The organism is Colwellia sp. 12G3 (genome assembly GCF_002836775.1).
Lineage (GTDB): Bacteria > Pseudomonadota > Gammaproteobacteria > Enterobacterales > Alteromonadaceae > Colwellia.
Genome location: NZ_PJAQ01000068.1, coordinates 380,741 through 399,151, shown reverse-complemented (window position 1 = coordinate 399,151; position 18,411 = coordinate 380,741). Strand labels below are relative to the sequence as shown.

The following is an 18,411-nucleotide window of genomic DNA, read 5'->3' as shown; positions in this document are numbered from 1 at the left end:
GTCATTTGTTGACCTTGATCAACTTGTGTATTCATTAACAATTATTTTTTTTTAAACTTGATCTGCATCACATTTTCAAAAGTGGATATAGCTGATAGTGCTGATAGTAATATTTCGTTACATAAAGAACGCATCAAGGTTTAACACATTATGTGTAAACAATTTTCCTGAAGATGCCTTTTTTATCAGAATTTCAGTCGATTGAATTTTAATAACTCTGACCGACTAAATGAAAATGATTAATCAGTTAAACGAAGGTAAAGCATCATTATTTAACTTGTTTAACAAAAAAACTAATTTTTAAAATCTGGAGAGTACCCAATGAAAAAAGTGAATTATGGTCTTTCAGCACTTGGACTTGCAATCGGTATGGCTGCTACTGGTCTTAGTATGACAGTATCAGCGGCAGAGCCAACATTGTCTGAAGCTGACTTTGATAAAGCAAAATTACAATACTTCCAACGTTGTGCTGGTTGTCACGGTACTTTACGTAAAGGTGCTACGGGTAAAAACCTTGAGCCAGAAAATACGTTGAAAAAAGGTCAAAAGCGTTTAGAGAAAATTATCGCTTTAGGTACTGAAGGCGGCATGAACAACTTTGATGATTTGTTCACTAAGAAAGAAATTGCTAACTTAGCAACGTTCATCCAAATGGAACCACCTGTTCCACCAGAAATGTCTTTAGAGCAAATGCGCTCACATACTAAAGAGTATGTTGCACCAAAAGATTATCCAACTAAGCCAATGCACGGCTTAAACTGGAAAAATTTCTTTGTTGTTATCGAACGTGACGCAGGTACTGCGGCAATTATTGATGGCGATACTAAGAAAATCATCACCCATATCGATACCGGTTACGCAGTACATGTAATCAAAGGTACTGAGCACCATAAAGTTGACCATGCAAAAGATGTTGGTCGTTTTTGGTACACCATAGGTCGTGACGGTAAAGTTAACAAGATCGATTTATGGCAAACACCTGACAAAATGTTAGTGGCTGAAACTAAAATGGCTTATGACGCTCGAGATATCGCTGTTTCGGGTGACGGAAAATATGTTATTGCTGGCGGTTACTGGCCTGCGCATTTCGTTATTATGGATGCTGTAACGTTAAACCCACTTAAAGTTGTCTCTACTCGTGGTTACAATACTAAAGGTGAATTCATCAATGAAGCACGTGTAGCGGCTATTTATACTTCGCCGCTAACCTCTTCATTTATCGTAGCTGTTAAAGAAACAGGTCAAATGTTACAAGTTGATTATACCGACTTAGATAACTTAACGATTACAAGCATCGCTTCAGCTGAATTCTTACATGATGGTTTCTTTGACCCTTCAGGTCGTTACTTCCAAATTGCTGCTAACGCATCAAACAAAATGGTTGTTATCGATACTATCGAACGTAAATTAGAAGCAATGATCGAAGTTGATGCATTACCACATCCTGGTCCTGGTGCTAACTGGATTGATAAAGAATGTGGTCCTGTTGGCGGCACAACTCACTTAGGTGTTGGCCTAGTTTCTGTTTGGGGTAACGATCCTATGGGTCACCCAGATAAAGCATGGAAACTTTGTTATGAAGTTGAAACAGATGGTGCTGGTGCATTCATCCGTACCCATGAAACTTCACAATACGTTTGGGCTGATCAACTTAAGCATCCTGAGCCAGAAGTTCAACAGTCAGTGCAAGTATTTGATAAAGATACCCATAAAATTGTTAAAACTATCCGTGTAACAACTGAGCCAGGTAAAGCGGCACTTCACATGGAATTTAACAACGATGGCTCTGAAGTTTGGGTTTCAGTTTGGAACCGTAAAGATGCTAAAAATCCAACGGGTGAAATTGTAGTTTATGATGCAAAAACGCTTAAAGAGTTATACCGCATTAAAGGTTTAACTACCCCAACGGGTAAGTTTAACGTTCATAACCGTATGAATCACAAAACCTAGTTGAAGTATTAACCTTATTGCTATTTGGCTCAACTTCGTTGTCGAAAGTGCTCATTGACATGTGTCAACTCCGCGCTTTCTCCTTGAATTTGAACCGACTAGCTGCAAGGTTAAATACTCCGAAGTGTATATTTAAACGCTTCAATACCAGGTTAAGTAATTAAAGGCATGGCTAATGCCGTGCCCTTTTTATTTTCATTTTAAATGATTATTAGTAGTGAAAATAGAAAGGGTTGTAACCGTATTTTATACACAGGTTACTACGCCTTATAAGCATTGTGACTTCCTTACTAAGATTAATTAGGAAGGCAGTGGATAATAATTTCCCTCACGCTTTATTGTTCAAGGGAAGAGAGCTGAACTTATTAAGAGTCAATTCAAGAGTCAATTATGGCAAATAACACTTTTTTAAAACCTAGTTTTTGGTCACGCAGATTAATTTGGGGTACTACTGTTTCAGGTGCCGTATTATTTTTTGTCGTGGGTATTATTTTTTGGGGTGGTTTTAACACAGCGATGGAAGCGACCAATACCACTGAATTTTGTATTGGCTGTCATGAAATGGAAGCCAACGTTTATCAAGAATACAAACCATCAATTCATTTCTCTAATCGAACAGGCGTAAGAGCGGGCTGTCCTGACTGTCATGTACCTAAACCTTGGATACATAAAGTTGTTCGTAAAATTCAAGCGTCAAAAGAAGTTTTCTCTTGGTTAACTGGTAAGCTTGATACGAAAGAAAAATTTAATGAGCACAGATTTGAATTGGCCCAAAGTGTTTGGGGCGCCATGAAGTCAACTGATTCCAGAGAGTGTCGTAACTGTCATAACTTTGAATCAATGAATCCTGAGTTTCAAAAACCACGAGCACGTAAGCAACATTTAAATGCTTTTGAAACGGGACAAACCTGTATCGATTGTCATAAAGGTATTGCGCATCACAATGTTCGCGACAAGCTTTCTGATGAAGAATTAGAAAAGTTAGAAGCACCAAATCCGGATTATATTCGAGAAGTGCCACAAGCTTATCGTGATGGTTTAGCACGTGTTGAAGCAAAAGAAGCTGCAGCAGCTGCAACAGTCAAAGAAGAAAAAATGGCTGAAAACGCAAAAACTGAGCAAAAAATTGCGGCTGCCGTTAAAGAAGCACTGGCTAGCGTAGTACCTAGTAAAGTGGGTAATGCAACTACCAGCAAACCATCAAAAGCTGCTGCGCCTGTTGCAAGTAATATTAATGTTGATTGGGGTAAAGCAAGTTCAAAAGATATTGGTGTTTTCTACCCAGGTACTGCTTCTATTGAATGGATTTTAGGTCGTTCACATGGTGGTAAACGTGCCTTTAGTAAAGGTGATCGCTGTATTGAATGTCATGGTGAAGAGATAGCTGATATTGGTAATAATATAGTGACAGGTGAAAGTGAGAAGGAACTTGAACCTAATGTTATCCCTGGAAAACGTGGCCATATTGATGTAACGATTGATTCAACACATGATGCTGAACATCTATATTTAAGATTTAGTTGGCCTGAAGGTGAGCATGCTGCTGTTCCCTTTGTTGATGGCGGTAAAATGGACCCAGAAAACCCAATGAAATTAGCCTTTATGTTAGCAACTGATGATGTTGAGTACGCAGACAGAGCAGGTTGTTGGGGTACGTGTCATGCTGATGCTAACTCTATGCCGTTTGCACCTGATGGTGATGCATTGAAGGGCAGTGATTTAGCTAACCGCTTAAACTTCACTACTGGCTCAGGCACTGGCGTCACTAAGTACCTTAAAGAGTCGCGTACTGAATTAGAACTTAAAGGTCGTGGTGGTAAAGCACTTGGTGGCTGGGATAAACTGAAAGATCAAAGCGAAATTGATGCAGCCCAATCGGCCAATCAATTTATGGATGTTGTTCGCTATAAATCAGGTACTAAAGAAGTGGAAGATGGCCAGATTTTAGCAGAACGCGACATGCATAAAGGCGTGGGTGCAACGGTTGAAGCGTCACTTAAAAATGGTACTTGGTCAGTCATTGTTAAGCGTAAGCTTAAGTCTGATACAGCCGGTGATGTCAGCATTGAAGCAGGTAAAGTGTACAACTTTGGTTTTGCAATACATGACGATTACTCAAGCGCTCGTTATCACCATGTTTCTTTTGGTTATAAATTAGCACTGGATAACGCTGATGCGGAAGTAAATGTTACTAAGCAATAGTTTCTAACACCATAAAGCTGTATAGCTGTATAGCTGTAAAGTATAAAACCGTATAGATTAATGTCACTAATATTGTGATATTGACTCTACGGTTTTTTTATTTTTGATTCGGTTTGTTGAAATACAACGATAAGGTATAATCTAACGATTGAATGATGATGAAATGTTAGGAAAAAATATGAGTAACTCAGATATTTACAAAGCAAACCCATTACACGGCACAAGTTTAGAGACTGTTTTAACGACCTTAGTTGACCATTACGGTTTTGAAATCTTATCAGCTTACATGAACCTAAATTGCTTTAAGCAAAATGCCAGCATTGAGTCGAGCTTAAAATTCTTGAAAAAGACCTCATGGGCACAAGAAAAGGTTGAAGCCTTTTATATGTATCAATATAACAGCTTACCTAAAGCTGATGATGCTAACTTTGAATTACCACCACGTGATCGTATTGTGCCTGCAGGATTAGAGCAAAGACCACCAAAAGAACTTAGTCTTGAGGATGCTGAAGAAATTCGTGTAAAGACCGCAGAGAAAACCCGAGAGCGTTCTGCTAGAACCGGTCCTACTAATCCTTGGGGTAGCAGGTAGTTTATTACCTAAGTTATTACCTAAGTTATGACCTAAGCCATTCTCTAAGTTAGTAATCATCGTTAAGGCTCTTTTATCTAATCATGGATTTATTTTCTTCTTTGCTCGATGAGCCGATTAATATTTTACCAGCCGATGGTGTGGTTAATTACTACGGCGAAATTATGCCGCTTAGTGATAGTAACTATTATTTTGAGCGGTTATTTAACACCATTGCTTGGCGCTGTGATCAAGCTTTCGTGTTAGGTAATATCATTGAAACGAAAAGAAAAGTTGCATGGTGCGCCGATACTATTGACGGTAAACCTTTTGCTTATAGCTATTCTGGCGTCACTAGGCACTCTATGGCGTTTACTAACGAGTTATTAATACTCAAAAAGTTAGTTGAACAGCATACCAATGAAACCTACAACTCATGTCTATTAAATCTTTACCACTCAGGTGAAGAGGGCATGGCTTGGCACAGCGATGGCGAGGCTGATTTAAAAGAGCAAGGGGCTATTGCTTCATTAAGCTTTGGTGCGGAGCGAAAATTTGCCTTTAAACATAAGCTTTCCAAACAAGTTGTGCCCTTGCAACTTAAACCCGGTAGCTTGTTAGTGATGAAAGGTACTACCCAGCAACACTGGTTACACCGTTTACCCCCAACCAAAAAAGTCTCTGAGCCACGGATAAACCTCACCTTTAGAACGATAGACAAACCTGAACTTAAATGATCTTAGTTTGTGACTTCAATTAATAAGTCTTCTGGCTTAAAAAATGCACAATATTCTTTAAAGATCATTGAAGACCAACGAGTGTCAAAAAGCACATGCCAGGTTAATTAATGCTTACTCTTTATTCGCTTTGGCCGATAAATAGCTAAAGGAATACCCTATATCACAAGCATTGTTAACTGAGTTTGTGCATCATATTAATGGTGAACATTATGACAATTGAAAAGAAACGGCATTACCTTTTATATGGTAATCGAGCAGTAATCTATGTGGCAAGTCTGATTGGACTTTACTTTGATGTGAATCTTGCTTACGTACTAGCGTTAACACTGTGGTTATGGTTACCACAGTGTTTATTACTTGAATTGAACTTACTCAAAGCAATCAAACATTAGTTCTACAGTTTAATCGGTAAGTTGCAAATGGCAGAACTTAAAGTGCAAATAAACACTGTAAATTGCTAAGCACTCAGGTGTACGTAAGATGCAGTACTTGGCATCATTAAACTGTTGTAAGTATCTATTTGTTTATGCGCTAATGATTGATTGTTTTCACTTTTCACTATCCCATTAGTATTGGTAACTGAACTTGCGGGTAAGGTTGCTATGCCTTCATGTTCATTGCCAATATTAGGTAATTTATCAGCACCATTTTTTACCGTCTGATGTAATTCATAGAGTTCAGCATAGGTATTAGTTAATGTTGACACCGCACTTCGATTATCACTCGCTTGAGTAGAGCTTAATGATGAATTGGCATCAGTACTAGTTTGTAGGTAAATATCAAAGAGTTTTTGCTGTTGCTGATAATAAGACTGCATCAAATCAATATCTTTAGCCGTTTGGTAGTTTGATTTCACGTTTTCAACTTGCTCTGCTATTTTGTCATCAGTACTTTGTTGTACTGTGTTTTTTTGCTCAGGTGTCAAAATATCGCTAAAGTCAGGACCTGGTTTTGGTTGAGGTATGACAGGCATAACCGATTGAATGGTGTGAACTGAAGTAAAGTTACTAGAAGAAGCTATTTGCATTGTCATATTAACCACCTTACTTATTACTATGCTTTAAGAAATTAAGCGTTACGTAAACTTAATATAAATTTGATAGTGATAGCATAGTGAAAGTGGGGCTAATAAGTTGTTGTCGTTTGTAAACACCCTGCAATAAATTGTTGTCGGTATTTTGTACTGTAGTATTTGAAGATGTGTTTTACCATGCGACTTAATTGATATGCTCACTAAGTCGCAGTAAAGCTATTTATTTGATTATTATTAATGCTAAGTAGGGTTTAAATGCGCAGAGTCAGCTTTAATTTTTACAATAGCGCTTAACCTTGCTTTCGCCATTGCTTCTTTTATAGCGGGTCCTTGCAAACCTTGTTCAATAAAGGGTTTTGCTGTTACTAGTCTTGCTGCCTTTACTGCGGCTTGTAAATACTGTTCTTGTGGGTAAGGGCGGTTATCAAAACCTAAACGGCCTAAAAAATCAGACTTGCACGCCATCAAAAATAATTCAAACTCTTCTGGTTTACGCCAAATATCGAGTTGGTCAAACATTTTTAATAACGTGCTGGCTTTAAGTTCAAATGCTTTATGGCAATGTAAATGAAATTCACACACTTTTAGCGCAAGTTGTTTGTAGTGTGAAGGTACTTTTAGTTGTCGACAGATTTTCTCAACTAAAGGTAAGCCTGTTTTTTCATGACCTTTATGACTGGGCCATAGTTTATCTGAGGTGATGCCTTTACCTAAATCGTGACATAAAGCAGCAAAACGCACTGCCGTTTTATTGTCACTTTGTTCAACAGGTATTACTTGTGTTAACAAAACGGCTTGTTGTAAAACCATCATGGTGTGTAGGCCACTGCATATTTCAGGATGCCAAAGCGCAGGGTTGGGAATACCCCACAAAACGTCAAGTTCAGGCCATAATTCTGCTAAGGCATTACATTGTTTTAGTACTTCAAAAAATACTTCAGGATTACCTGAATTAGTGTCAGAACTAGCGCCTCCGTCAGCCAAACTTAATTGCATTTCTTGCCAAACACGTTCAGGCGTTAGACTTTTTAACTCGCCACTGGCACTTATTTCCTGCATTAGGCGGAGTGTTTCTTCAGCAATGGTAAAACCATATTTATGATAACGTGCGGCAAAACGTGCTACGCGAAGTACACGTAAAGGGTCTTCAAGAAAAGCATCACTGACATGGCGTAAAATACGATCATTAAGATCCTTTTGGCCATTATAGGGGTCGATTATTTCTCCATTGTCATGCATAGCCATGGCATTAACGGTTAAATCTCGTCGTTTTAAATCTTCTTCAATAGTCACATCGGGGGCGAAATAACAGCTAAAACCCGTATAACCTTGACCTTGTTTGCGTTCAGTACGCGCTAGGGCATATTCTGCTTTGGTTTTTGGATGCAGAAATACGGGGAAATCTTTACCGACTTGCTGATAACCTAGCGCTTTCATTTGCTCAACACTGGCACCAACCACTAGATAATCTTTATCTTTGATGGGGCGATTAAGTAGCATATCGCGCACCGCACCACCGACTAAGTAAGTGTTAAGTTGGCTATTTTTAATTTCAGAGTTGTTGGTTAACAAAGTACGACCAAAATGAAGCGAATGTTAAATAAAGTGTACCATAATAGCGTAATAAGTTCCGAGATAGTCAGTGAACAAAACCGCAATTAATGTCGGCTATGGAAATCTATTTTCAAGTAAAATATTTCTTATATTACGCTAAATTATCTAACTCTTTGACATCTACCAAGCAAGCAGTTAATTTTGTACCCTACTTTTCTTGTCCAGCACACGCCATGTATCGCAATTTTTTCTCATTAAGTGAATTACCTTTTTCAATATCCCCCGATCCTAAATATTTGTTTATGAGTGATCGTCATAGGGAAGCACTGGCACATTTAACTTATGGCTTAGGTGAGGTCGGCGGTTTTGCGTTATTAACAGGGGAGGTCGGTACCGGTAAAACAACCATTAGTCGTTGTTTAATGGAGCAATTACCCGATAACACCCAAGCTGCATTTATTTTAAACCCAACGCTTTCTAGTAAAGAACTTTTAGCGACACTGTGTGATGAGCTAAAGATTCGTTATCGAAAAACAGATGCTAGTTTAAAAAATCTAACGGATAAAATTTCAGAAAAACTGCTGAAAAACCATGAGAATGATATCAATACGTTATTGATTATTGATGAAGCCCAGCATTTACAGCCAGAAGTACTTGAACAATTACGTTTACTCACTAATTTAGAAACGAATACTAAAAAGTTATTACAGGTGATTTTAATTGGTCAGCCAGAATTACAGCAATTATTACAACGCCGTGATTTACGTCAATTAGCGCAACGAATAACCGCTAGATATCATTTAATGCCGTTAACAAAACAGGAGTTAAGCCAATACATTCAACACCGATTAACGGTTGCTGATTGTGCAAGACCACTTTTTGATAAGGCTGCGCTAGCTAAAATACATCAACTTTCTCAAGGCATACCACGACTCACTAATTTGCTTTGTCATAGCGCATTGATGCTGGCGTATAACCAAAATGACAGTCTTGTGAATAAAAAAACTGTTATTTTGGCAGCAGATCGAGCATTAGGTGACGATTTAACTCGTCAACAAGAAAGAGTGAATTATAACGGTGCTTTGATTTTTACTACAGCATTAAGTGTTGCCGCTTTCTTTGCGTTAGCAGGCTTTTGGTGGGGACAAACGCCGACCCCTATTAATGAATCAATGGTTATTAATCAACAAGAACAAGTGACTAATACTGAAGTAAAAGTAGTGCTAGATAAAGAGGTTATCATCCCAGTAGGTGTTTCTACAGAAAACACTGTTCAAGCAACTTCTACATTAGATGAAGAAATTGTCACCGCGAAGGCTGTAGATAATACGGAAATAAAGAACAAAGAACTAAAAGTAATCCCAGTTACAAAAACGGTTAACGAGCGTAAGACAGATGAGATGCTCATTATCAGCGCTAATAAGCAACGTTTGATAAAGGATAATCAAGGGATAGCTAATGCTGATTTGAATTATCAAGTGACCAAAGTTGAAGGTGTTTCCAATGATTTATTGGCACGCTTTCAAGCGGCTATTGATGAAACCGAAACGAACAGTAAGCCAAAGAATAATTATCAATATGACCTTTCTAACACAGCTGAACAATCATCAAATGAGCTGAGTGAACCTAACACATTAGCTTTTGATATGAATGAGGCGACAAGCATTAAACCATTATCTCAAATGTCGCGGCAGATACAAAATGCATTACCTAGTATGCAGTTTGAACAGCATATCTATGCTAGTGATGGCGAAGGTTGGATAAAGGTTAATGGTCGCGATCGTTATGAAGGCGACGCTATCGGTGACAACTTGATTGTGGAGAAAATATTACCTCAACAAGTCATCCTTTCTTACAGAGGTGAAAAGTTCAGTTTACCGGCATTAACTAACTGGTGAGCAATGACTAATTAAAAACTTTTAACAATAATCAATATAATCATAACGTCATTTTTGACTATTAGATTATTAACCTAGGTATTTTCAGTTATAAAAAAGCCCTAATAAGAAATCACTTATTAGGGCTTTTTTATTTATGGCATAACACTTTTATAGTCATACCAATTTGATAAAATTTCTTCCCAACTCAGAGCTATACTCGATGTTCAATAACAAGGAAAATTCATTTCGGTTTAGTCACTCTAAATCAAATTAATTTAACGAAGTTAATGGGCATCGAGTAAGTTCCCAAGGGCGAGTTTAAAAGGCTTATACACATCGTTATTGATTTTGATAAGGACGCTACATGGATGTAGCTTCTTAGAGAATGCAGGAGCATATTCTCCTGAATAACCATTCTCATCAATCAATGCCTTGTCTCTAAGCCTTTTAATTCTCGCTGAGTGGGAAAGAACTTAATCAACTTGGTATAAAAGGCTTATTGCCAAGCTGGCATTTTCGCTTCAAAAGCTTTAATGGTATCAAGTTTATCTAACGTCCAACCGACGCTATCGACACCATTTTCTAAACTATATTGCTGAAATTCATTCAAGCTAAACTTAAAAGATAGTTCCCCGCACGTCACGGTATTATTTGGTAGATCAACGGTAAGTGTTAATTGAGCATCAGGAGATAGTTTAAATAATTGTTCTATCTCTGTTTCGCTTAATTTAATCGGTAAAAGACCAACGTTGATACAGTTACCGTAAAAAATATCAGCAAAACTTGACGCAAGAATAACTTTAAAACCGTATTCTTGTAGTGCCCAAGGCGCATGCTCACGACTTGAACCACAACCAAAGTTTTCACCGGCTAATAAGATACTTGCGCCTTTATATTCTGGCTTATTGATAACAAAATCAGGATTTTCCTGCGTGCCAGCATGATCTAAGTAGCGGCTATCGTGAAACAAGTGCACGCCAAAACCTACACGTTCAGTTTTTTGCAAAAACTGCTTAGGGATGATTTGATCGGTATCGACGTTGGCGATATCTAATGGCACAACCAAACCTGTATGTGTGTTAAATTTTTCCATTTTCTTTTCCTAAAATTCTTAGTAGCGATTTCTCTTGAAGCTATTTCATGTAATTAACAGGAAATAGCACGGAGTTGACGCTAGTCAATGAGTACTATTGACACCTTAATTGCTTTAAATAGCAAAAAGATAATCGTTACGCGTTTAAATCAACAAAGTGACCAGTGATTGCTGCAGCGGCAGCCATTTCAGGGCTCACTAGGTGAGTACGGCTACCACGACCTTGACGACCTTCAAAGTTACGGTTACTGGTTGATGCACAGCGATCACCTTCTGCAAGTACATCATCATTCATACCCAAGCACATTGAGCAACCAGGCAAACGCCATTCAAAACCAGCATTGATGAAGATTTTATCTAACCCTTCACTTTCTGCCTGTTCTTTAACGCGATATGAGCCAGGAACGATTATGGCATCAATAGTATCGACGACTTGCTGACCTTCATATTTTTGAACAACACCGGCAGCGGCGCGTAAATCTTCAATGCGTGAGTTAGTACAAGAGCCAATAAATACTTTATTAACTTGAATATCTGTCATCTTGGTGCCAGCCGTTAAACCCATATATTTAAGAGCATTAATACAAGATTCTTTTTCAACGGGGTCACTAAAGTCTTCTGGTGAAGGCACAATACCGTCGACACTAATAACTTGCCCTGGGTTTGTTCCCCACGTGACTTGTGCTTTGATATCTTTTGCTTCAAGTGTTAATACCGCATCAAATGTTGCATCAATATCAGATTTTAGGTTTGTCCAATCAACAACGGCTTGCTCAAATACGTCACCTTTAGGTGCGTATTCTTTACCCTCTACATAATCAAATGTGGTTTGATCTGGTGCTATTAAACCTGCTTTTGCGCCAAATTCGATGCTCATGTTACACACCGTCATGCGCTCTTCCATACTTAGCGCTTCGATAGCTTCGCCGCAGTATTCAACCACATAACCTGTTGCGCCAGCACTTCCCGTTTTACCGATAATGGCTAAGATAATATCTTTGGCACTAATACCAGCACCAACATGGCCCTTAACTTCAATCATCATCGTTTTTGCTTTGTTTTGACGTAATGTCTGCGTCGCAAAAACATGTTCTACTTCAGAGGTACCAATACCAAAAGCAAGGGCACCAAAAGCGCCATGTGTTGCTGTATGAGAGTCACCACAAACAATAATAGTACCAGGTAATGTTAGACCTAGTTCAGGCCCAATAACATGTGCGATACCTTGGTTTTTATGTCCCATATCAAAAAGTTCGATACCAAAATCTTTACAGTTAATGGCTAACGCACGTAATTGATTGGCAGCACCTTCACCAGCAGCATCAATTTTAATTGAACGTGTTGAAATATTATGGTCCATGGTCGCAATAGTACGTTCAGGATGACGTACAGGGCGGTTATGAAAACGTAAGTTTGCAAAAGCTTGTGGTGAGGTCACTTCATGAATTAAGTGACGGTCAACATACAATAATGGTGTTTCCCCTTGAGCTTCTTCAACTAAGTGGCTTTGCCATAATTTTTCATACATGGTTTGCGGAGTAGAAATTGTCATCTTAAGCGCTCTCTATCTGTTTACAAATATAATCACCCACTTCACTGGTTGATTTAGCATTTTGTCGTTCGTTGGCTGGTAATAAGTCGGCTGTTAAAATACCGTTATCTAAGGCACTGCTTACTGCATCTTCGATTGCTTTTGCTGCGACACCTTGATTTAAGCTATAACGAAGCATTAAAGCGGCCGATAGGATTTGCGCAATAGGGTTAGCTATACCAAGGCCTGCAATATCAGGGGCACTGCCACCAGCAGGTTCATACATACCAAAACCATCGCTGTTTAAGCTCGCTGAAGGTAGTAGACCCATTGAACCGGTGATCATGGCGCAAATATCAGATAAAATATCACCGAATAAGTTAGGGCAAAGCAACACGTCAAACTGGTTAGGATCGCGGACTAATTGCATAGCGGCGTTATCTACATAAAGGTGCTCTAACTCAACATCAGGGTACTCAACAGCAACTTCTTCAACAACCTGACGCCATAATTGACTAGTCGCTAGTACATTAGCTTTATCAACAGACGTTACTTTGTTATTACGTTTTTGCGCAGCTTGAAAAGCAAGATGGCTGATACGTTTAACTTCACGGCGTGAATAAAACATAGAATCAAAACCGGTTTCTTCTTCACCTTCGCCACGTCGGCCTTTTGGCTCAGCAAAATAAATATCACCGGTTAGCTCACGAATAACTAATACATCGAAACCTTGTGAAGAAATATCACTGCGTAATGTAGAAAGTGCAGATAATGAAGGTTGTAATGTTGCTGGTCGCATATTACAAAATAAATCGAAATGTCCACGAAGACCTAGTAATGCACAGCGCTCTGGCTGCTCTGTTGGTGGTAAGTTTGCCCATTTTGGACCACCAACGCTGCCAAATAATATCGCATCGCTTGCTTCACAGCCGGCCATGGTTGATTCTGGTAAAGCATTACCGTGATTATCAATGGCGGCACCACCAATATCAAAATCTTTAGTTGTTATTGCAAAATCAAACTTGCTTGCTACTGTAGCTAATACTTTTTTAGCTTCAATCATGACTTCAGGGCCGATACCATCACCGGCTAAAATTGCTATGTTGGACATGTTTATAACCTTTATATTTTAGAAACTTTTTAGCGATTTATTCGCTACTGTTAATGTCTGTTTTTAAAGCGATTAAGCTTGTTTTGCTGATTTCAAATCGGCAATTGTCATTGCTCTATGTATACTGTTTAGTGCATTAATCAATGCTTGACCAGATGCTTCAATAACATCGGTTTCTAAACCGTAACCATGGAAATTTCTACCTTGCCAAATGATAACTAAGTCAGCTTGGCCTAAACCGTCTTCACCTGAGCCTTTGTTTGATATTTTGTAATCACTGACTTCAAATTCAATATCAACACTTTGTTTAATTGCTTGATAAAGTGCATCAACTGGACCGTTACCTGTTGCCGCATGAACTTTGGTATTTCCTTTATCACCGGTTACTTCACCTGAGATAAGTTTAATACTTGCAGTAGAAAACTCGCCATTACCACATTGCACATTAATCGTGTCTAACTGGAAAAAATCTTTTAAATCTTTTTGTTGTAGTTTAAAGACTAACGCTTCTAAATCATCATCAAAGACCTGACCTTTTTTATCCGCTAATGTTAGAAAATCAGCATATAATTCTTCAATATCATAATCACTTTCTTGATAACCTAGACTTTCCATACGATGTTTAATGACATGACGACCGCTACGAGAAGTTAGATTCAACTTGGTTTTTGCGATACCGACACTTTCAGGTGTCATGATCTCGTAAGTATTACTGGCTTTTAACATGCCATCTTGATGAATGCCTGATGAATGGCTAAAAGCGTTACCGCCTACAATGGCTTTGTTTAATTGCACGGGCATATTACATACTGTGCTAACTAACTTAGATACACGTGCTATTTCTTGATGATTGATATTGGTTCTAACACCTAACAAGGCCTGACGGGTTTGCATGATCATAGCAACTTCTTCTAAAGAGCAGTTACCAGCACGCTCACCAATACCGTTGATGGTACATTCAATTTGGCGAGCTCCGGCTTGCACTGCCGCCATTGAGTTAGCAACGGCTAAACCTAAGTCGTTATGACAATGAACAGAAATTATCGCTTGATCAATATTAGGCACGCGATTAAACAAGTCAGTGATGATGCCTTGAAATTCAAAGGGTAGAGTATAACCAACCGTATCAGGAATATTTATTGTGGTAGCACCGGCTTTAATGGCACTTTCTACCATGCGGCATAAGTTATCAATGGGGGTACGACCAGCATCTTCACAGGAAAATTCGACATCATCAGTGTATTTTCTTGCATGTTTCACCGCGTGGATGGCCATCGCTTCTACATCGCTAAATTCTTTACGTAATTTTTGTTGTACATGAACATCAGACGTTGAAATAAAAGTATGGATACGAAATTGGTCAGCAACTTTTAACGCTTGGGCACAGGCATCGATATCTGCTTCTACTGCGCGTGCTAAACCACAAACACGAGCATTTTTTACCACGCGTGCAATTTGCTGAACTGATTCAAAATCACCAGGGGAAGAAACAGGAAAACCGACTTCCATTACATCTACGCCTAAACGTTCAATGGCCAAAGCTATTTGAAGTTTTTCATGGACCGATAAGCTGGCGTTTAATGCTTGCTCACCATCACGTAAGGTGGTGTCAAAAATAATAACTTGGTCATTGTTCACTTTATTGCTAGAAGCGTGTGGGCTGCTCATATTTTCCTGTCCTTTAAAACTTTGCTGATGTCTATGGTTCAATTATCACTATTAACTGCGGACATAAAAAAACCCGCGATTGTTAGCGCGGGTTTTATTTTATTTTCTACTTAGTTCTCAATATTTAAACTTTTGAAGAAGCAACAAAACCTAACCGCGCACGATGAGTGCGAGGAGGAGAAGGTTAGTCTTAATGTGCTTAATCAATTTAGTCATATTTGTTTTGTTACTAGCATTTGTTTAAAAATACGAAAAAAGCTAATAAATATTCTTTTTAGAAGATAAATATTCAATGTACTATTAATAGCGCACTTAGCCTAGGGGGTCAATGGCTAAAATGTTCATGTCTATAACAAAGCGGTATAAGTCTGTACTCTAGGTGCTCAATGTTTACTTTAAACTAATCTAAATTCGATATTTAATTTTGTTAAATAACCTATAGAGTACATAGGTGATTTTGTATGATTTTTTAGGAATGTTTTTTTGAGCATAACTGCCTAACACTTTTCTTGGTCTCCTTGATGCGAGTTTATATGATGTAGCAAAAACCCGAATTTGTGTTATTTTTCCTTTTCTAATCCAACCGTCAATTGGAAATGTATAACCGAGTTTCTCTATCCTGGAGAGAATTGCATCGGCATAAAATGGAGTGACACCATACATGTAGAGCGGTAAGTTCCAGCGAGTTATTTGATATGGCATAGCTTCTACGTTTCTTTTTGGGTGCTCTGCGAATGAAATCATCCCATAATCACGAATGTCTGACATTATCTGTGGGAGATTTTCAGCCAAGTCGGGACTAATTAGTGCATTATCTTCAAATATTAAGCAGGGACATTCTTGTTGAGCTATTTTTTCCCATGCTCTGACATGAATACGCCAAGCCCCCATTTCTCCAAGTCCTAATGTTCTAGTATTAAATTTTAGCTGCCTATCAGAATATGTTTTATTATACTCATTTAAAACCTCTTCTGATTCTGAGTATATTAGCTCATACTCTATATTTCCTAATTGTTGTGCAATAAGATCAAGCCTTTGCTGATCACCAACGGTAAGCACGTATATCTTCATATCTACTCCATAACTATTTTTATAACGAAGTAATAACTACTCTCTCCTAAATTAATTTAAATAATCAATCGATAAAACGAGTAGGAGTATTAATTACTACCTAGAGAAGTAACTTCTCATTTTTGCAAAGCGACTTAACTCAGTTATTGGATTCTCAAGCTGTATATCAAGCGCTATTAATGCTTCTTTTATTGCCGTGCGATCCCATTCCTTTACTTTTCCTTTAGTTTTAGCTGTTGAAAAGTCAATATGATGATAACAAACGTCAGGTCTTTTATCTTGCTCTTTTATTTCGTCAGCATGAAAAATTAATAAGTCTATCTTGCCTGAGTATTTCTCATTACATAAATCTTTGAGCGCATAACAATGAGCGATTGAATCTTCTTGTTCAAAGAAATCTGTATCTCTTTTTTCATGCTCAGCATGGGTTGGATCATTGTGAAATGGCGCTTTCATATCCCAGCGAATTAATAGTACTCTGTCAGCGTTTAATGATTGTTGAAGAGCGTTGATTCGATTTTGATAGGTTATAACTCTTTCTTCTGACCAATGGTGTTCATGCATAAGACCAATTTGGTATTGTGTGTTTAACACCCAAGGGTAATTTTTTCCCTTTTGAGAGGTTGTGACTTTCTCTTGGCAACTAGCTGAAGAAAAGAAGTTATCAAAGTCACTTTTAAATAGTGCTAGCACTGCTTGAGCACTGTTCAACGTCCAATCTAGAGGAAAGGCTGCTTGCCTTAACTTTAGATCTCTAAGGGCTTGTGCAACCCTGCAGTTAGCGCCAATAGGGATGATAGTATCGTATTTCATGGTTACCTTAATGGATATGATCAACATGTTCGGTATTTAATAATGAAGCGCGACGATTAATGCCGTGTACTTCATAACATTTTTCCAAAGTAAATTTGGCTAGCTATGAGCCATCTTTCCCTGTAATGCCGATAATTATAAAGTATTTGCAATAAATAAAATATAGATGGCCTAGCTGCTTTTTTTATTTACTCATTAAATATTATGCGCTTAAATTCGCATGAGTCGTGGTGCTCATGGTAAACTGAAACGCAGCGCTAAAGAGCCTTATTATTCTAAATATCACAACAAACCCTATTAAAGAGAATGTATGAAAATTGTAAAAGTCGCAGGTGGTTTTGGTAATCAACTTTTTCAATATGCCTTTTATTTAGCCTTAGCTAAAAAACATCAAGAGCAAGTATATTTAGATAACTTAGATATGGCGACTTACCGTTTGCATAATGGTTACGAATTAGAAGGCATATTTAAACTTGATGCAAATTATTGTACAACCGAACAACGCAGCATAGTAAGAAAAGATAATAATGTTTTTACTAAACTCCTTAGTAGTTTGAAAAATAAATTAGCAATCAACAATAATTATATTTTAGAACCTAAGCGAGAGCACTTTACTTTTCATGAAAAAAGCTTCGGTGAAGCAAATACTGCTATCTATTATAAAGGCTACTGGCAACATGCCAAATACCTAGCGGGTATTGAAGTAGAGCTTAAGGCTAATCTAAATTTTCCTGAATTTGAGCTTGAGCAAAACATCGAATTATCTCATTACATTACAGAGAGTTCATCGGTTTCTATCCATGTAAGACGTGGTGATTATGTGCAACATAAAGCCTTTGGTGGTATTTGTGATTTATCATATTACCAACGAGCAGTAGAGAAGATTAACGCTTTAGTCGAAAATCCAGCGTTTATTGTCTTTTCTGACGACATCCCGTGGTGTAAAGAAAACCTAAACCTTGAACAAGCTAAATTTGTTGACTGGAATAGTGGTGATAACTCATATCGTGACATGCAGTTAATGAGTTTGTGCAAACACAATATTATTGCTAATAGTAGTTTTAGTTGGTGGGGCGCGTGGTTAAACGCTAATGAGAATAAAAAGGTAATATGCCCTGATAAATGGGTGCACTATACCAAAGCTACAGGCGTTTTACCGTCCGAATGGCTTAAAGTGAAAGCGTCAGCTTAACG

The 18,411-nt window shown here is 38.1% G+C and carries 15 protein-coding genes and 2 pseudogenes; 8 read left to right on the top strand and 9 right to left on the bottom strand.

All coding sequences use genetic code 11. The features are described 5' to 3' along the window. The first annotated feature begins 321 nt into the window (after nt 1-321). From CXF71_RS19310 to CXF71_RS19290, 6 genes and pseudogenes are all read left to right on the top strand, one after another. Complete coding sequence (locus CXF71_RS19310) at nt 322-1,950, top strand: cytochrome D1 domain-containing protein (protein WP_101234557.1); 1,629 nt, start codon at nt 322-324, stop codon at nt 1,948-1,950. 390 nt (nt 1,951-2,340) lie between these two features. Beyond that, nucleotides 2,341-2,892 (top strand): annotated as a pseudogene (locus tag CXF71_RS21750) (NapC/NirT family cytochrome c); the annotation flags it as partial. 153 nt (nt 2,893-3,045) lie between these two features. Continuing rightward, nucleotides 3,046-4,152: an ethylbenzene dehydrogenase-related protein gene (locus CXF71_RS21745; RefSeq protein ID WP_232771575.1), complete on the top strand. Its 1,107-nt coding sequence runs from the start codon at nt 3,046-3,048 to the stop codon at nt 4,150-4,152. Between the two features lie 178 nt (nt 4,153-4,330). Then, on the top strand, nt 4,331-4,744 hold the full coding sequence (locus CXF71_RS19300) for a VF530 family DNA-binding protein (RefSeq protein WP_101234555.1): 414 nt from the start codon (nt 4,331-4,333) through the stop codon (nt 4,742-4,744). Between the two features lie 83 nt (nt 4,745-4,827). Then, nucleotides 4,828-5,460 carry an alpha-ketoglutarate-dependent dioxygenase AlkB family protein gene (locus CXF71_RS19295; protein ID WP_101234554.1) on the top strand — a complete coding sequence of 211 codons (633 nt, stop codon included), beginning with the start codon at nt 4,828-4,830 and terminating at the stop codon, nt 5,458-5,460. 212 nt (nt 5,461-5,672) lie between these two features. After that, nucleotides 5,673-5,855: a hypothetical protein gene (locus CXF71_RS19290; RefSeq protein ID WP_232771549.1), complete on the top strand. Its 183-nt coding sequence runs from the start codon at nt 5,673-5,675 to the stop codon at nt 5,853-5,855. Nucleotides 5,856-5,920: 65 nt separating this feature from the next. Here CXF71_RS19290 and CXF71_RS19285 read toward each other — a convergent pair whose 3' ends face one another. Both CXF71_RS19285 and CXF71_RS19280 read right to left on the bottom strand, forming a co-directional pair. Further along, on the bottom strand, nt 5,921-6,496 hold the full coding sequence (locus CXF71_RS19285; protein WP_101234553.1) for a hypothetical protein: 576 nt from the start codon (nt 6,494-6,496) through the stop codon (nt 5,921-5,923). A gap of 240 nt (nt 6,497-6,736) precedes the next feature. Continuing rightward, complete coding sequence (locus CXF71_RS19280) at nt 6,737-8,068, bottom strand: multifunctional CCA addition/repair protein (protein ID WP_101234552.1); 1,332 nt, start codon at nt 8,066-8,068, stop codon at nt 6,737-6,739. A gap of 215 nt (nt 8,069-8,283) precedes the next feature. Between CXF71_RS19280 and CXF71_RS19275 the strand changes: the two genes are divergently transcribed. Continuing rightward, complete coding sequence (locus CXF71_RS19275; RefSeq protein WP_101234943.1) at nt 8,284-9,948, top strand: AAA family ATPase; 1,665 nt, start codon at nt 8,284-8,286, stop codon at nt 9,946-9,948. Nucleotides 9,949-10,426: 478 nt separating this feature from the next. Here the strand turns inward: CXF71_RS19275 and leuD are convergent, their stop codons facing one another. The 7 genes and pseudogenes from leuD to CXF71_RS21740 all read right to left on the bottom strand — a co-directional run. Next, entirely contained in the window at nt 10,427-11,023 is a 597-nt protein-coding gene (leuD, locus tag CXF71_RS19270; RefSeq protein WP_101234551.1) for a 3-isopropylmalate dehydratase small subunit, read from the bottom strand. A gap of 136 nt (nt 11,024-11,159) precedes the next feature. Then, on the bottom strand, nt 11,160-12,575 hold the full coding sequence (leuC, locus tag CXF71_RS19265) for a 3-isopropylmalate dehydratase large subunit (RefSeq protein WP_101234550.1): 1,416 nt from the start codon (nt 12,573-12,575) through the stop codon (nt 11,160-11,162). Nucleotide 12,576: 1 nt separating this feature from the next. Beyond that, entirely contained in the window at nt 12,577-13,665 is a 1,089-nt protein-coding gene (gene leuB / locus CXF71_RS19260) for a 3-isopropylmalate dehydrogenase (protein ID WP_101234549.1), read from the bottom strand. Nucleotides 13,666-13,737: 72 nt separating this feature from the next. Continuing rightward, nucleotides 13,738-15,333, bottom strand: a complete 1,596-nt coding sequence (gene leuA / locus CXF71_RS19255; RefSeq protein WP_101234548.1) for a 2-isopropylmalate synthase — start codon at nt 15,331-15,333, stop codon at nt 13,738-13,740. A gap of 405 nt (nt 15,334-15,738) precedes the next feature. Further along, nucleotides 15,739-16,404, bottom strand: coding sequence for a glycosyltransferase family 25 protein (locus CXF71_RS19250; RefSeq protein WP_101234547.1), 666 nt, complete (start codon nt 16,402-16,404; stop codon nt 15,739-15,741). Between the two features lie 96 nt (nt 16,405-16,500). Then, a complete protein-coding gene (locus CXF71_RS19245) occupies nt 16,501-17,217 on the bottom strand; it encodes a DUF1796 family putative cysteine peptidase (RefSeq protein ID WP_157826803.1) in 717 nt (238 codons plus the stop codon). Between the two features lie 10 nt (nt 17,218-17,227). Beyond that, a pseudogene (locus tag CXF71_RS21740) lies at nt 17,228-17,374 on the bottom strand (GDP-mannose 4,6-dehydratase); the annotation flags it as partial. Nucleotides 17,375-17,527: 153 nt separating this feature from the next. Between CXF71_RS21740 and CXF71_RS19235 the strand changes: the two are divergent. Further along, nucleotides 17,528-18,409: an alpha-1,2-fucosyltransferase gene (locus tag CXF71_RS19235; protein WP_101234545.1), complete on the top strand. Its 882-nt coding sequence runs from the start codon at nt 17,528-17,530 to the stop codon at nt 18,407-18,409. The last annotated feature ends 2 nt before the right edge of the window (nt 18,410-18,411 follow it).

Coding starts and splice junctions, on each gene's coding strand:
- leuD (WP_101234551.1), bottom strand. CDS start 11,023: ATGGAAAAATTTAACACACATACAGGTTTGGTTGTGCCATTAGATATC.
- leuA (WP_101234548.1), bottom strand. CDS start 15,333: ATGAGCAGCCCACACGCTTCTAGCAATAAAGTGAACAATGACCAAGTT.
- CXF71_RS19275 (WP_101234943.1), top strand. CDS start 8,284: ATGTATCGCAATTTTTTCTCATTAAGTGAATTACCTTTTTCAATATCC.
- CXF71_RS19245 (WP_157826803.1), bottom strand. CDS start 17,217: ATGAAATACGATACTATCATCCCTATTGGCGCTAACTGCAGGGTTGCA.
- CXF71_RS19310 (WP_101234557.1), top strand. CDS start 322: ATGAAAAAAGTGAATTATGGTCTTTCAGCACTTGGACTTGCAATCGGT.
- leuB (WP_101234549.1), bottom strand. CDS start 13,665: ATGTCCAACATAGCAATTTTAGCCGGTGATGGTATCGGCCCTGAAGTC.
- CXF71_RS19250 (WP_101234547.1), bottom strand. CDS start 16,404: ATGAAGATATACGTGCTTACCGTTGGTGATCAGCAAAGGCTTGATCTT.
- CXF71_RS19285 (WP_101234553.1), bottom strand. CDS start 6,496: ATGACAATGCAAATAGCTTCTTCTAGTAACTTTACTTCAGTTCACACC.
- CXF71_RS19290 (WP_232771549.1), top strand. CDS start 5,673: ATGACAATTGAAAAGAAACGGCATTACCTTTTATATGGTAATCGAGCA.
- CXF71_RS21745 (WP_232771575.1), top strand. CDS start 3,046: ATGGCTGAAAACGCAAAAACTGAGCAAAAAATTGCGGCTGCCGTTAAA.
- CXF71_RS19235 (WP_101234545.1), top strand. CDS start 17,528: ATGAAAATTGTAAAAGTCGCAGGTGGTTTTGGTAATCAACTTTTTCAA.
- CXF71_RS19295 (WP_101234554.1), top strand. CDS start 4,828: ATGGATTTATTTTCTTCTTTGCTCGATGAGCCGATTAATATTTTACCA.
- leuC (WP_101234550.1), bottom strand. CDS start 12,575: ATGACAATTTCTACTCCGCAAACCATGTATGAAAAATTATGGCAAAGC.
- CXF71_RS19300 (WP_101234555.1), top strand. CDS start 4,331: ATGAGTAACTCAGATATTTACAAAGCAAACCCATTACACGGCACAAGT.